The organism is Streptomyces sp. NRRL F-6492, from assembly GCF_001280125.1.
GTDB lineage: Bacteria > Actinomycetota > Actinomycetes > Streptomycetales > Streptomycetaceae > Streptomyces.
This window is the reverse complement of sequence record NZ_LGEG01000029.1, coordinates 1-13,808: the sequence shown is the minus strand read 5'-3', so window position 1 is coordinate 13,808 and position 13,808 is coordinate 1. Positions and strand designations below refer to the sequence as shown.

Genomic DNA, 13,808 nt, shown 5'->3' with positions numbered 1-13,808 from the left:
CCCGCCCCCACTTCCACGACCACGACCACGACCGCGCCCGCCGACGGCGCCCACCCCGCCCCGGGCTCACCGGGCAGGGCCGCCGGCAGCATCACCTCCGCCCCGGTCCCCGAGCCGCGGCTCCCCGGCGTCGGCCCCGTCACCCACGCCTCCGTCCCCGACGGCACCTCCCAGGCCCTCGTGGTCACCGGCGCCACCGCCGACTCCACCCGGTCCACCGCGACGCTCTACTCCCGCGACCCGGCCGGCGGCTGGAAGGTCCGGGGCGGCCCCTGGCGCACCCACAACGCGCTCCGGGGCTGGACCGCCGACCACACCGCGGGCGACCTGCGCACCCCCATCGGGGTCTTCCGGCTCGGCGACGCGGGCGGCCGGCTGCCCGACCCCGGCACCCTCCTGCCGTACGACCAGGACGAGCAGTTCGCGATCAGCGGCACCGGCTTCGTGGGCGAACCCCTCGAAGGCTCCTTCGACCACGTCGTCGCCATCGACTACAACCGGGTGCCCGGCCGCAGCCCGCTCGACAAGGAACGCCCCCTCGGCGCCGAGAAGGGCGGCGGCGTCTGGATCCACGTCGACCACCAGGGCCCCACCCAGGCCTGCGTGACCCTGCAGCGCGAGGACCTGCGCGAGCTGCTCCGGTCCCTCGACCCGGCCGGGGAACCCGTCGTCGTCATGGGCCCGACAGCCGAACTGGCCCGCTGACACCGCCGGTCCGGCGAACCGGTCCGCTGACACCGCCGGTCCGGCGAATCGGTCCGCCGACACCGCCGGTCCGGCGAACCGGTCCGCCGATACCACCCGTCCGGCGAACCGGTCCGCCGACACCATCCGTCCACGACGGACGCCACGGGGCGCCCGGCTCTCCGCCGGGCGCCCCGTGGCGTCGTTTCCCGTCCCTCAGTTCCCGCCGGACGCGACCGCCCCGCGGAACGACGCCGTGTGGCTGCGGACCTGATCCGCCGACAGATAGGCGTCGGTGTACTCGAAGTCCTTCAGCGTCCCCGCCTTCGACGCCAGGAACCCGGTCCGCACGTAGTCGTCCCCGGCCAGCGCGTTGAGCACCCAGTTCGTCATCACCCGGGTCTTGGCCACGTTGGTCCGCAGCGCGCCCCAGTGGTAGGCGCGGGCCACGGCCTGCGCCGGCATCCCGTGCAGCTCCACGCCGAGCGGCTTCGACACCCCGTCCATCCCGCCGAGGTCCACCACGAGCCCCAGGTCCTTGTGCCGGTAGGGGTGGAGCGGTTCGCCGCGCAGGGTCGAGACCAGGTTGTCGGCGACCGCCTTGCCCTGCCGCATCGCGTGCTGGGCGGTCGGCGGGCAGACCGCCCCCTCCTCGCCCTTGGCGAGATCGGGCACCGCCGCCGCGTCGCCGAGCGCCCACACCCCGTCGAGCCCCGGCAGGGCCATCTCGGGCGTGACCACGGCCCGGCCCTTGAGGGTCTCCGTGCCGAGCGTGCCGATCAGGGGGCTCGCCGCCACCCCGGCCGTCCAGATCAGGGTCCGGCTCGGCAGCACGCGCCCGTCCGTGAGCGTCACCGTCTTCTCGTCCACCGAGGCCACCGACACGCCGAGCGACACCTCGATGCCGCGCCGGGTCAGGATGTCCGTCGCGGCCTTGCCCAGCTTCTCGCCCAGCTCGGGCATCAGCCGCGGCGCGATGTCCACCAGGTGCCACTTGATGAGGTCGGGGTCGAGCCGCGGGTACCGCTTGACCGCGTTGTGGGTGAGCAGCTGGAGGCAGGCCGCCGTCTCCGTGCCGGCGTAGCCGCCGCCGACCACCACGAACTGCAGCCGCGCGGCCCGCTCCGCGTCGTCGTTGCTCGCGTCCGCCAGGTCCAGCTGGGCGATGACGTGGTCGCGGACGTACACGGCCTCCGCCAGCGTCTTCATCCCGCGCGCGTGCTCGGTGAGCCCCGGGATGTCGAAGGTCCGGGTCACGCTGCCGGGCGCGAGCACGAGATGGTCGTACGGCTCGTTCACGTACTCCCCGGAGATCGTCCGCACCACGCAGACCTTCGCCGCCGTGTCGATGCCGACGACCCCGCCGGGAACGATCCGGGTCCGGTGCCGTTCGCTGCGCCGCAGCGACAGGGCGACCGACTGCGGGGTCAGCACCCCGGCCGCGACCTGGGGCAGCAGCGGCAGATAGAGCTGGTAGGAGAACGGAGAGAGGAGCGTGATGACCGCCTCCCGCTCCGCCAGCCGCCGTTCGAGCCGCCGTACGCAGGCCACTCCGGCGAAGCCGGCGCCCACCACGAGAATCCTCGGTCGCGTCACGCTGTCCGCCCTTTCGTATGAGCGTGCATGGAACCACTGATTGTGGCTGAGTATGACCATGTGACCATTTTTTGCTGACTATCCGTGGTTTACCCTTTTTATCGTCATTGCTGCAGGATCGCTCTTCGGCACGGTCCGCTTCGGTCCCGTGCGGCTCGGCGCCGCCGGTGTCCTCTTCGCCGGACTGCTGCTCGGCGCGCTCGACCCGGACATCGGTCCGGCCGTCCCCGCGGGCCTCTCCGTCCTCGGCCTCGCCCTGTACGTGTACACGGTCGGCCCGGAGGCGGGTCCCGCCTTCTTCCGCGAACTCCGCCCGCAACCGGCCGTGACGACCGGAGCCGTCGTCGCCCTCGTCCTCACCGCCCTCGCCGTCGGTCTCCTCGGCAGCACCGTCCTCGGCATCGACGGTCCCCATCCGGCGGGCGGCTACGCGGGCATCGGCACCACCACCCCGGGTCTCGCCGCCGCCCAAGCCTCCTCTCCCGATCCGGCCCAGCCCGCCACCGGTTACGCCATCGGCTACCCCCTCGCGGTCGTTCTCACCATCCTTTTCGCGGCCGGTGTCGCCGCCGTGCGGAACCGGCCCTTCCGCCGCGACCCCGGCAGCGGCCGCCCCGCGGAGCTGATCACCCGTACCGTCGAGGTCACCCGGCCGGTCCGCCGGGCCGACGTCCCCGGTGCCGCCGACGGCCGGCTCCTCGCCGGCGCGGACCGTCCGGCGGGCGGCGTCCCCCGGGTCGCCCGCGCGCTCGACGCCCTGGTCCCGGGCGACCGGGTCGTCCTCGTCGGCGGCCCCGAGGCCGGGGTCGGCGAGGTCGGCGCCGTCAGCACGGGCCTCTGCCTCGCCGCCGGATTCCTCACCGGCATCCCGAAGCTCACCGTCGGTTCCACGGTCCTCTCCCCGGTCCTCTCCCTCGGCACCGCCGCCGGACCCCTCGTCACGGCGATGGTCCCCGGCCGCCTCCGCCGCACCGGCCCCCTGGTGCGGGTGCTCCCGACCCGGGCCAACCTCACGCTCCGCCAGATCGGCCTGCTCCTCCTCGCCTGCGTCGGCCTCACCTCGGGCTACGCCTTCCGCCGCGAGGCGTTCTCCCTCTTCGGCCTGGGGCTCCTCGCCGGCCACGTGGGCAACCCCGCCATCACCGCGTACGCCGGCAGCCGCGCCTCCGACGGCCGGGTCAACACCGGCTACGCGACCCTCTTCGCCCTCGCGATCACCGTCAAGATCATCTGCATCCGGCTGATCGCCGGTCTCTGAGCCCCGCCCCCGGGCCCCCGGTCGCCGTTCAGAGGACCGCGATCCCCAGGGGACGCGACCCCGCCGCCAGCCGGTGGGTGCCGCCCGAGGCGAGGTCCACGACCGTCAGGCCGTCCCAGTACCCGTCCCGGGTGAACCCGCCGGTCACATAGGCCGTGCGCCCGTCCCGGGACACGGCCACGTCCTCGTGCGGCCCCTCCAGCGGGTACACCCGCTCCGTCCCGTCCGGCGCGCGCACCGTCAGGGACGGACCCCGGTCCGCGTCCGGGTCGATCGGCCCCGTGCCCACGGCCAGGAGCGTCCCGTCGGCCGTCACGGCCACCCCGTGCTGATGGGTGTGCGCGGTCATCGGCTCGATCTCCGTCCGGCCGGTCCGGGGATCGACCACGGCGAGCCGCTCGCCCTCGAACGGAAGGAGCAGCTTCCCGTCCGAGGGCCGCACCGCCGCGTAGTGCGGCTTGAGCCAGGAGCCGAGCCCGCCCTCCGTGCCGTACGGGGCGACCTCCACCCGCCGGGGCTCCAGCGTCCCCGCCGCGACGACCGTGACGTCGAAGGAGTCGTGGTTCGTCGCGTACACCTCGGCGCCGTCCGCCGACACGTCCACGTCGAACGGGCGCCGGCCGACCGGCACCGCGTCCGTGACCCGCAGCGCCGCCGTGTCGATCACCTCCAGGGCGCCGTTCCCGCCGGGCACGTTGACCCCCGCGTACGCCCGGCGCCCGTCCGGCGAGAGCGCGATGCCCATGCCGCCGCCCCGGTACTCGCCCGTGGTCGCGGGCCCGGTGTCCGTCCGGTACGGGATCAGGGCGAGCCGCTTCCGGGCCGCGGTGTCCACGACCGCCACCCCTTCGGCGGTCGCCACCCACGCGCGCCCGTCGGCGCCGAGCGCCAGCCCGTAGGGCGCGGTGCCCACCTCCACGGACCCGGTGGCTCCCCGCGCGGGATCGACGAAGGTGACCGTGTCGGAGCCGAAGTCGGCGACGAGCAGGGTGCCGGGGGAGGGCCCGCCCCCGGCACCGGGGGAGGGCGCCACGGTCACGGCGGAGCCGGCGGTGGGCGAGGAGGGACCGCGGGACGCCCCCGGGCCCGCCCCGGCCGCGCCACCGGAGCCCTGCGCGCACCCCGTGAGCAGGACGGCGGCCAGCGCGCCGGGCAGCAGCACCCGGGCGGTACGGGACGGACGGCGGGACTTCGTCATGACGGACTCCTCGGTACGGCGACCGCGCGGACGCCCCCGGGGGAGCCGGGTCCGCGCCCTGTGCCGATCCTCCGCCCCGGCCCGTCCCCGTACGGTCCGCCGGGCGGCCCCCGTCCGGTGGCGGGACGGCCGACACCGGGGTCGGCCGAACGGACGACCCGTTCCGCCGCGGGACGCCGGGTCCCGGGGCTACGGTGGCGCGATGACCGAGCTCTGGCAGGAGTCCGCCCCCGGTGTCCTGCGGCTTCCCTCCGGGCGCCTGGTGCGCGGCCGGGGCCTGCGCCACCCGCTGCCCGGGGGCCCCGCCCCGACGTACGCCGTCCACCTCCTCGGCCGGACGCCCCCCGAGGTGCCCTGGGAGTCCGTCTGGCTGCGCTGGCCGGACTTCCGGCTCCCCGCCGACCGGGACGCGGCCCGTACCGTCCTCGCCGAGGCGTGGGAACGCGCCGCCGGGGAGCGCGTCGAGGTCGCCTGCGGCGGCGGCCGGGGCCGTACGGGCACGGCCCTCGCCGTCCTCGCCGTCCTCGACGGGGTCCCGGCCGGGGAGGCGGTCGCGTACGTGCGCCGCCACTACGACCGGCACGCCGTCGAGACGCCCTGGCAGCGCCGCTACGCGAGTCGGTTCACGGTGTGAGGTGAGCCCGGGACCGGTTCACGCCCCGACGTCCTCCAGGAAGGACAGCGCCCGCTCGGCGCACAGCGCCGCCGCGTCCGGCACGTAGGACGGCGTGCCGCGCTCCGTGAACAGGTGCGCGGTCCCCGGGTACAGGAAGAGCTCCCGGTCCGCCGCGCCCGCCACCAGCTCCCGCGCCGCCGCCAGGTCCCCCTCGTCGGCGAAGTAGGGGTCCGCGTCCATCCCGTGCACCTGCACGGGCACGCCCTCCGGCCAGTCCTCCGCGAAGACGTCCACCGGCAGGCAGGCACCGATCAGAAGGGCGCCGAGCGCTCCGGGACGGGTCTGCGCCAGTCGCTGCGCGGGCATCACGCCGAGCGAGAACCCGGCGTACACCAGGGCTTCCGGCAGTTCTCCGGCGATCCGGTCGGCGCGCTCCACGAAGCCGGTCTCCGAGGAGTGGGCGACTCCGGCCGCCAGGTCGTCGAAGGTGCGCCCGTCGTACAGATCGGGCGCGTGCACCGTGTGCCCGGCCCGCCGCAGTCCGTCGGCGAACGCCTTCACGCCCTCCGTCAGCCCGAGCGCGTGGTGGAAGAGCAGAACCTCGGCCATGTCGTCGTCCCCTGGTCGCCGTGCGCGGCCCGCGCCCCTTGTGGCGCGAGCCGTCCCGGGAGGCAGCATGGCGCACGGCACTGACAACGCCCCGGCACGGGGGCGAGGGGGACGTTACCGCTGAGGCCGGTGCGCGACGACGGCGCCCGCCGCCTGGCCCACGATGCCCATGGGGCCCGTGACGCCCATCGAACCGCCCGGACCGCCCTGGCCCATCGGACCCCCGGCACCCATCGGACCGCCCTGGCCCATGGGACCGCCCTGGCCCATGGGACCGCCCTGCCCCATCGGGGCACCGGCCCCGGCATGCGGCGCGCCCGCGTGCGCCACGCCGCCCTGCGGCGCGGAAGCGCCCTGGGGCGGAACCCGGATGACCCGGCTCAGGTCCCGCAGGACCTCCTCCGCGGTCTGGCGGACGTCACCGGGAACATCCCCCCGTTCCCGTATGAGCTCGGCGTAGATCGGTGCCGTGCCGTCCGCGTGGTTCATGGGGCTCGCTTCCTTCGTCTGCGCCGGCGTCCGTCACCGACAGGGCGACGGCGAGTCTACGGGGCACCACCGACACGACCGGGGCCGGGAGCCCGCTCGTCACCCCGACGGACGGCTCCCGGTCCGATAATCACTGTTCTTCGTGTCCCTTCCGTCCGAGAATGGATCATCGAACACCACGGGAGGGGACCCCATGAGCCAGGACACCCTGACTCTGCACGACCTGATGCCGTCCGACGAGCTCGCCGCCGCCCTCGCCGACGGGCACGTGACGCGGAAACCGCACCCCGAGCTGCCGCTGTCGATCTACACGTACACGCGCGCGTGCCAGTACGCCCAGCACTGGAACCGGGCCACCCTCCGCTGCCGCGGCCTCGTCGCCGACGACACCACCGGGCGGATCGTCGGCCTGCCCCTCCCCAAGTTCTTCAACCTCGCCGAGCACGCCGACGGCAGCCCCTACGCGCCCCCGCTGCCCGACGAGCCCTTCGAGGTGTACGACAAGGTCGACGGCAGCCTCGCCGTGGTCTTCCACTACGCGGGCCGCTGGCACGCCGCCTCCAAGGGCTCCTTCACCAGCTCCCAGGCCGTCTGGGCGCAGCGCCGCCTCGACGCCGCCGACACCACGGGCCTGGCGCCCGGCACCACCTACCTCGCCGAGATGCTCTACCCGGGCAACCGGATCGTCGTGAACTACGGCGAGCGCCGCGACCTCGTCCTGCTCGCCGCCTTCGGCCCGGACGGCACCGAGGTGCCCCTCGCCGCGGCCGCCGCCTCCTGGGCACCCCTCGGCAGCGTCGTCCGCACCTGGTCCGTCGCCACCCTCGACGAACTCGTCGCCCTCACCGAGTCCAACACCCTGCCGGGCGGACACCCGGCCACCGGCACCGACGCCGAGGGCTTCGTGCTGCGCTTCGCCTCCGGCCTGCGCGCCAAGGCCAAGCTCGGCGAGTACGTCCGCCTCCACAAGGTGCTCACCGGGGTTACCGAGCGGGACATCTGGCGCGGCCACGGCGTCCAGCGCTTCGCCGGCCTGCCCGCCGGCCAGGTCGCCAAGGGCCTCGGCTGCTCCGTCGCCGACGTCGAGGCCTCCGGCGGCAAGCCCCTCGACGCCCTGCTGGAACAGGTCCCCGACGAGTTCGACCAGTGGGTGCGCGGGGTGGTCGCGGACCTGGAGACGGCCGCCGCCGACCGCGAGCGGGCCGTCGACGAGGCGCACGCCCGCCTGGCCCACCTCGCCGGCGACCGGGCCGCCTTCGCCCGCGCCGCCGCCGGACTGCCCGACAAGGGTCTGCGCGCCGCCCTCTTCCAGCGCCTCGACGGGCGCCCGACCGACCTCCTCGTCTGGCGGCAGATCCGCCCCGAGGCCACCGACCCCTTCGCCCACGACCAGGAGAACTGACCGTGCCCGTCGTCCACGTCATGACCGGACTTCCCGCCTCGGGGAAGACGACGGCCGCCCGCGCCCTCCAGGCCGACGCCGAAGGGCGCGTGCGCCGCGTCAACCTCGACGACCTGCGCACCATGCTCGACCTGCCCGACCCCGAGCGCGGCCGCTCGCACACCCGGGAGCAGACCGTCCTCGCCGTCCAGGACGCCGCCGTCCGCGCGGCCGTCGACGGCGGCTTCGACGTCGTCGTCGACAACACCCACCTCACCCCGCACATCCCCAAGCGGCTCAAGGCCGCCGTCGCGGGCCTGGACGTCACCTTCGCCGTCCACGACTTCACCGGCGTGCCCGTCGACGAGTGCGTCCGCCGCGACGCCGCCCGCGAGCGGCCCGTCGGCGAGGAGATCATCCGCATCCTCGCCGACAAGCACGCCAAGGCCACCCGGGGCGGCTGGCGCCTGACCGCCGACTGGCTCAACGACCGCCCCGCCGTCGAGTCCTACGTCCCCGACCCGGCGCTCCCCACCGCCGTCATGTGCGACATCGACGGCACCCTCGCCCTGCGCGTCGACCGCGGCCCGTACGACTTCACCCGCTGCGACCGCGACGCGCTCAACATCTCCGTCCGCGACGCCCTGCGGGCCTTCCGGAACGCCGAGCGCGACCGGATCGTCCTGCTCTCCGGCCGCAGCGAGGACCACCGCGCCCTCACCGAGGAATGGCTCGACCGGCACGAGGTGCCGTACGACGAACTGTGGATGCGGGCCTCCGGCGACGGCCGGGGCGACGACCTCGTCAAGGCGGAGCTCTTCGACGCCCACGTCCGCCGCCGCTACGCCGTCCGCGTCTCCCTCGACGACCGCGACCGCGTCGTGGCCCTCTGGCGCCGCATGGGCCTCCCCACCTGGCAGGTCAACTACGGCGCCTTCTGACCGGTGCGCCCGGCACCGCCGGGGGCGGGACCGACCGCCCCCGGCGCCGTGTCAGGATCGTGGGATGGTGGAAAAGATCATCGCGGCGTGCGACGGCGCGTCGAAGGGAAACCCCGGCCCCGCGGCCTGGGCATGGGTCATCGGCCGGGCCGACGGGTCGGTCGACCGCTGGGAGGCGGGCCCGCTCGGCCGGGCGACCAACAACGTGGCCGAACTCACGGCCCTGGAAAGACTCCTGGAGGTCCTCGACCCCGGCGTGCCCGTCGAGGTCCGGATGGACTCGCAGTACGCCATGAAGGCCGTCACGACCTGGCTCCCCGGCTGGCGCCGCAAGGGCTGGAAGACCGCCTCCGGCACCCCCGTCGCCAACAAGGACCTGGTGGTCCGCATCGACGCGCTGCTCACCGGCCGCGACGTCGCCTTCGTGTACACCCCCGCGCACCAGGTCGACGGCGACCCCCTCAACGACGCCGCCGACCGCGCGGCCAGCCACACCGCCCGCACCCAGGAGGCCGCGAGCTCCGACTCCGGCGCCCCGCTGCCCCCGCCGGAGGCGCCCGCCCGCGTCTCCGCGCCCCGCTCGCGCTCCTCCGCGCCCTCCGGCTCCGGGACCGGGTCAGGGAGCAGCTCCTCCACCCGCCGGACACGCCCGTCCGGCGGCACGCTCAAGGCGAGATTCGCGGGCCGCTGCCGCTGCGGAAAGGCCTACGACAAGGGCGAGACCATCAGCAAGAACCCCGACGGCTGGGGCCATCCCACCTGCGTCTGAACGGTGGGGCCGTCCGACTGGCGGGCGGCCCCGTCCGTTGCTTGAGACCGGCGCGTCCGGGGCGCAGGAGAGGCTTCACCCACCCGTGTACGCGGGTTCGTCCGGGGTTCTGTTCTCCGGGCGGCCGGGGCTGCATACTGTCCTCCTCGCACCGGTGACGAACCGCTCTCACCTGCTCATTCGTCGTTCTCACGACATGGTCGGCACCGGCGAGAACCTCCCTCCAGCTACCGTCGCGGGCTCTCCGTGACGGGAGCCTCCCCTGCCCGTGAAAGACCCGAGGTTCCGTGCCAGTACCTGTTCTCCTGACCGGGCGCTCCGTGCGCCTGGAGCCGCTGGCGATGCGGCACGCCGAAGCCCTCGCCCGGGCCGGCGGGGCGGACCGATCGGCCTACGCCTTCACCCCCGTCCCCGACGGCCTCGAATCGGCCCTCGACTACATCGCCCGCGCCCTCGCGGACCAGGCGGCGGGCCGGTGCCTGCCCTTCGCCGTGGTCAGTACGGCCGACGAACGGGTCGTCGGCTCGACCCGCTTCCTCGAACTCGACTACTGGCGGGGCCCGCTGGTCTGGCCCCCCGTCCCCGGCATGCCCCACGGCGATCCGCTGACCGCCGTCCCGGACGCCGCCGAGATCGGCAACACCTGGATCGCGGGCGCCGCCCGGGGCACCGGAATCAACACCGAGGCCAAGTACCTCATGTTCCGGCACGCCTTCGAGGTCTGGGGGGTCCGGCGCATCACCCTGCGCGCCGACGCCCGCAACACCCGCTCCAGGATCGCCATCGAACGCCTCGGAGCGACCTGCGAGGGCGTCCGCCGCGCCCACTCCCGCGGCCTCGACGGCGCCGTCCGCGACACGGCCTTCTACTCGGTCCTCGACGACGAATGGCCCGCCGTCCGCGACATCGTCGAACTCCGCATGTCCGCCCCGCGCCAGGTCCGCGTCCCCCAGGACCTGCTCCCGGCCTGAGGCCCGCGACCGCCGCCCCGGCCCCCCGGGGCGGCGGTCGCACGCGCTCCGATCCCCCTCCGGCGGGCCCGGTACGGTGGCCGGGACAGCGAGCCGTACCGCCCGAAGGGACCGAGTGACCGTGCCGACCGGAACCACCGACGTACTCCTGCGGACGGAGGGCCGCGCCGGATTCGTCACCCTGAACCGGCCCCGCGCCATCAACGCGCTCACCCATGCCATGGTGCTCGCCGTCGAGGAGGCCCTGACCGCCTGGGAGCACGATCCGGCCGTGGAGACGGTCGTGATCCGAGGAGCGGGCGAACGCGGCCTGTGCGCGGGCGGCGACATCCGCGCCATCCACGCCGACGCCCGTACGGGCGGGACGGCGTCGGCGGCCTTCTGGCGCGACGAGTACCGGCTCAACGCCCGGATCGCCCGCTACCCCAAACCGTACGTGGCCCTCATGGACGGCATCGTCATGGGCGGCGGCGTCGGCCTCTCCGCCCACGGCTCCCACCGCGTCGTCACCGAACGCTCCAGGATCGCCATGCCCGAGACCGGCATCGGCTTCGTCCCCGACGTCGGCGGCACGTACCTCCTCGGACACGCCCCCGGCGAACTCGGCACCCACCTCGCCCTCACCGGAAGCCCCGTCGGCGCCGCCGACGCGATCCTCACCGGCCTCGCCGACCGGCACGTCCCCGCCGCCGAACTCCCCGCCCTCGCCGGGGACCTGACGCGCCTGCCGGCCGACGAGGCCCTCGCCCGCCACGCCGCCACGCCCCCGCCCGGCGTCCTGGCCGGGCAGCGGGAGTGGATCGACGCCTGCTACGCCGCCCCGACCGCCGAGGAGGTCGTCGAGCGCCTCTTCGACACCGGCCTCCCCGCCGCCAAGGAGACCGCCGCCACCCTCCTCACCAGGTCCCCGGCCGCCCTCAAGGCCACCCTGGCCGTCCTGCGCCGCTCCCGCGCCCTCGCCACCCTGGAGGAGGTCCTGGACCTGGAGTACCGCGCCTCCTGCGCCGCCCTCACCACCCCCGACCTCGTCGAGGGCATCCGCGCCCAGGTCGTCGACAAGGACCGCGACCCGCACTGGACCCCCGCCACCCTCGGCGAGGTCACGGACGAGGACGTCGCCCGCTACTTCGCGCGGCCGACCGGCGGAGACCTGGGACTCGCCGGCGCCGAAGGGGCGACCGGCCGGGACCCCGGGGCCCGCCCGTGACCACGACCACCTCCTTCCAGCCCGTACTGGACCGCATCGCCGAGGAGATCGCGGAACTCGCCGACCGGGGCGCCCCCGCCGACTACATCCCCGCCCTCGCCGCCGGCGACCCGGCCGACTTCGGCATGGCCGTGGCCGAACTCGACGGCACCGTCTACGGGGTGGGGGACTGGCGCCGCCCCTTCTCCACCCAGTCCGTCACCAAGGTCTTCACCCTCGCGCTCGCCCTCGCCGGAGAGGGCGACACCCTCTGGACCCACGTCGGCAGGGAACCCTCCGGCGACCCGTTCAACTCCCTCGTCCAGCTGGAGTACGAGAACGGCATCCCGCGCAACCCGTTCATCAACGCGGGCGCCCTCGTCGTCACCGACCGCCTGCACCGCCTCACCGGCGACGCCTCCGGAAGCCTGCTGGCCTTCCTGCGCGCCGAGAGCGGCAACCCGGACCTCGCCTTCGACGCAGCCGTGGCCGCCTCCGAAGCCGCCCACGGCGACCGCAACGCGGCCCTCGCCCACTTCATGGCCTCCTACGGCAACATCACGGGCCCCGTCCCCGACCTGCTGCGCGAGTACTTCCGCCAGTGCTCCCTGGAGGCCTCCTGCGCCGACCTGGCGCTCGCCACCGGCTTCCTCGCCCGGCACGGCCTGCGCTCCGACGGCACCCGCCTGCTCACCCGCAGCCAGGCCAAACAGGTCAACGCGGTCATGCTCACCTGCGGCACCTACGACGCGGCCGGCGAGTTCGCCTACCGCGTCGGCCTCCCGGGCAAGAGCGGCGTCGGCGGATCCGTCGTCGCCGTCGTCCCGGGCCGCTGCACCCTGTGCGTCTGGAGCCCCGGCCTGGACAGCCGGGGCAACTCGGTGGCGGGCGTCGCCGCCCTCGACCGGTTCACCACCATCACCGGCCTGTCCGTCTTCTGACCCGGGACCGGACGGCGCCCCGGGTCCTCAGCCCCGGCGCCGGCGCGCCCGCGGCGCCTCGACGGGCCTCCCGCAGGCACCGAGGGCGGCCGGCTCGCCCAGGGCCCCGGCCGCCGTCCGCCAGGCCTCGGTGACGGCCCCGTGCGCGAGCGCCGTCGCCTCGGCCACGTCGGCGGGCAGCGTCAGCGGCGCCCCGATGTGGACGTGGAGGCCGGGCCTGCGGACCGGCGCCGTGAGCACCCCGGCGAGCTGCTTCGCCCGCCCGCCGGAGGTGATCCGCCGGGCCCCCGCCTGACCGATCGGCACCACCTGCGCCCCGGTGGCCAGGGCGAGGCGGGCGAGCCCGGTCCGGAACGCCTCGGGCGGGTTCTCGGCGGAGTCCCGGCGCGGCGGGATGCGACCCTCCGCGTACAGCATCACGTGCCGCCCCGACGCGAGCGCGACCGCCGCCCGGTCGAGGGCGGCCGCCGCGTGGGCCGTGCCGCGGTGCACGGGCACGTGGCCCTCGCGGGTGAGCGCCCGGCCGAGGACCGGGACCCGCCAGAGCCCCGAGGTGGCCATCAGGACGGGCTCGACCGCGAGCCGCCGGCGGAGCGCGGCCAGCACGAGCGCCGGGTCCGCGAGCGAGGTGTGGTTCACCACCAGGATGCTGCCGGGCGCGAGGGACGCCCCCGGGTCGGCGGTGACGGTCAGTCGCCCGAAGAACGGGACGACGCGGGCGGCGATGCGGCTGAGCACGGAGGGGCCCCCTGGAGCCGAGGACGATGCGCTGACCCCGTCATCGTCGCCGGGCCGGGGCCGCCCCGGCATGGGCGGACGTACTCAGCCTTCGTGCTCCGCCGTACTCAGGGCGGGAGCCGGTGACCGGGCGCGTTCCCCGCCGGTCTACGCTGAGCCCGGGCGGCCCGGCGCGACGGGCCGGCACGGACGAGGGGGAGGTGCCGGGCGGTGGAACGGTCCGCGCGGCGACTCGCGACCCTCGTCCCCGCGCTGCTCTGCGCGATCTGGTCGCTGGTCCTGGCCCCGGCGGCCACCGCCGACCCGGCCCCGGCCCCGGCGACCCACGCGCCCCGGACCTCCCCGGCCCGCGCCGCGCTCAAGTCCGCCGAGGGGTGGCTGGAGCGGTCCCGGGCGGGCGACTCCGACCCGACCTGGCTGGGCTTCTACTC

14 protein-coding genes and 1 pseudogene are annotated in these 13,808 nt (G+C 75.4%); 10 read left to right on the top strand and 5 right to left on the bottom strand.

Going from position 1 to position 13,808, the window contains the following annotated elements; genetic code table 11:
- Window positions 1–705, top strand: a 705-nt coding sequence (locus ADL08_RS05020) for a hypothetical protein (RefSeq protein ID WP_053640816.1), incomplete at its 5' end; no start/stop codon positions are given.
- Between the two features lie 195 nt (window positions 706–900).
- On the opposite strand, the gene ADL08_RS05015 is transcribed toward ADL08_RS05020, so the two are convergent.
- Complete coding sequence (locus tag ADL08_RS05015) at window positions 901–2,280, bottom strand: NAD(P)/FAD-dependent oxidoreductase (RefSeq protein WP_053640815.1); 1,380 nt, start codon at window positions 2,278–2,280, stop codon at window positions 901–903.
- A 100-nt stretch (window positions 2,281–2,380) separates the two neighbouring features.
- Here ADL08_RS05015 and ADL08_RS05010 point away from each other — a divergent pair, with 100 nt between their 5' ends.
- On the top strand, window positions 2,381–3,538 hold the full coding sequence (locus tag ADL08_RS05010; protein WP_324610447.1) for a transporter: 1,158 nt from the start codon (window positions 2,381–2,383) through the stop codon (window positions 3,536–3,538).
- A gap of 28 nt (window positions 3,539–3,566) precedes the next feature.
- Here ADL08_RS05010 and ADL08_RS05005 read toward each other — a convergent pair whose 3' ends face one another.
- Entirely contained in the window at window positions 3,567–4,736 is a 1,170-nt protein-coding gene (locus ADL08_RS05005) for a YncE family protein (RefSeq protein WP_107092075.1), read from the bottom strand.
- Between the two features lie 202 nt (window positions 4,737–4,938).
- Here ADL08_RS05005 and ADL08_RS05000 point away from each other — a divergent pair, with 202 nt between their 5' ends.
- Complete coding sequence (locus ADL08_RS05000; RefSeq protein WP_053640814.1) at window positions 4,939–5,370, top strand: protein-tyrosine phosphatase family protein; 432 nt, start codon at window positions 4,939–4,941, stop codon at window positions 5,368–5,370.
- 18 nt (window positions 5,371–5,388) lie between these two features.
- Here ADL08_RS05000 and ADL08_RS04995 read toward each other — a convergent pair whose 3' ends face one another.
- Together ADL08_RS04995 and ADL08_RS37530 are read right to left on the bottom strand one after the other, a co-directional pair.
- The gene (locus tag ADL08_RS04995; RefSeq protein ID WP_053640813.1) at window positions 5,389–5,961 is read right to left on the bottom strand and encodes a dienelactone hydrolase family protein; all 573 of its coding nucleotides are present in this window, start codon (window positions 5,959–5,961) and stop codon (window positions 5,389–5,391) included.
- 114 nt (window positions 5,962–6,075) lie between these two features.
- Window positions 6,076–6,450, bottom strand: coding sequence for a hypothetical protein (locus tag ADL08_RS37530; protein WP_053640812.1), 375 nt, complete (start codon window positions 6,448–6,450; stop codon window positions 6,076–6,078).
- 193 nt (window positions 6,451–6,643) lie between these two features.
- Here ADL08_RS37530 and ADL08_RS04985 point away from each other — a divergent pair, with 193 nt between their 5' ends.
- The 6 genes from ADL08_RS04985 (at window position 6,644) to ADL08_RS04960 (ending at window position 12,639) form a co-directional block, all read left to right on the top strand.
- Window positions 6,644–7,852: an RNA ligase gene (locus ADL08_RS04985; protein ID WP_053640811.1), complete on the top strand. Its 1,209-nt coding sequence runs from the start codon at window positions 6,644–6,646 to the stop codon at window positions 7,850–7,852.
- A 2-nt stretch (window positions 7,853–7,854) separates the two neighbouring features.
- Window positions 7,855–8,772 (top strand): AAA family ATPase, encoded by a 918-nt coding sequence (locus tag ADL08_RS04980; protein WP_234351999.1) that lies wholly within the window; start codon window positions 7,855–7,857, stop codon window positions 8,770–8,772.
- 64 nt (window positions 8,773–8,836) lie between these two features.
- The gene (locus ADL08_RS04975) at window positions 8,837–9,541 is read left to right on the top strand and encodes a ribonuclease H family protein (protein ID WP_053640810.1); all 705 of its coding nucleotides are present in this window, start codon (window positions 8,837–8,839) and stop codon (window positions 9,539–9,541) included.
- Between the two features lie 287 nt (window positions 9,542–9,828).
- Window positions 9,829–10,512 (top strand): GNAT family N-acetyltransferase, encoded by a 684-nt coding sequence (locus ADL08_RS04970; protein WP_053640809.1) that lies wholly within the window; start codon window positions 9,829–9,831, stop codon window positions 10,510–10,512.
- 115 nt (window positions 10,513–10,627) lie between these two features.
- Window positions 10,628–11,719, top strand: a complete 1,092-nt coding sequence (locus ADL08_RS04965; protein ID WP_053640808.1) for an enoyl-CoA hydratase/isomerase family protein — start codon at window positions 10,628–10,630, stop codon at window positions 11,717–11,719.
- Entirely contained in the window at window positions 11,716–12,639 is a 924-nt protein-coding gene (locus ADL08_RS04960) for a glutaminase (RefSeq protein WP_053640807.1), read from the top strand. Before ADL08_RS04965 ends, ADL08_RS04960 begins: the two co-directional genes overlap by 4 nt.
- A gap of 27 nt (window positions 12,640–12,666) precedes the next feature.
- Here the strand turns inward: ADL08_RS04960 and ADL08_RS04955 are convergent, their stop codons facing one another.
- Window positions 12,667–13,377 carry a lysophospholipid acyltransferase family protein gene (locus tag ADL08_RS04955; RefSeq protein ID WP_053640806.1) on the bottom strand — a complete coding sequence of 237 codons (711 nt, stop codon included), beginning with the start codon at window positions 13,375–13,377 and terminating at the stop codon, window positions 12,667–12,669.
- Between the two features lie 207 nt (window positions 13,378–13,584).
- Here ADL08_RS04955 and ADL08_RS37045 point away from each other — a divergent pair.
- Window positions 13,585–13,808 (top strand): annotated as a pseudogene (locus ADL08_RS37045) (hypothetical protein); the annotation flags it as partial.

Coding starts and splice junctions, on each gene's coding strand:
- ADL08_RS05005 (WP_107092075.1), bottom strand. CDS start 4,736: ATGACGAAGTCCCGCCGTCCGTCCCGTACCGCCCGGGTGCTGCTGCCC.
- ADL08_RS04995 (WP_053640813.1), bottom strand. CDS start 5,961: ATGGCCGAGGTTCTGCTCTTCCACCACGCGCTCGGGCTGACGGAGGGC.
- ADL08_RS05000 (WP_053640814.1), top strand. CDS start 4,939: ATGACCGAGCTCTGGCAGGAGTCCGCCCCCGGTGTCCTGCGGCTTCCC.
- ADL08_RS37530 (WP_053640812.1), bottom strand. CDS start 6,450: ATGAACCACGCGGACGGCACGGCACCGATCTACGCCGAGCTCATACGG.
- ADL08_RS04985 (WP_053640811.1), top strand. CDS start 6,644: ATGAGCCAGGACACCCTGACTCTGCACGACCTGATGCCGTCCGACGAG.
- ADL08_RS04975 (WP_053640810.1), top strand. CDS start 8,837: ATGGTGGAAAAGATCATCGCGGCGTGCGACGGCGCGTCGAAGGGAAAC.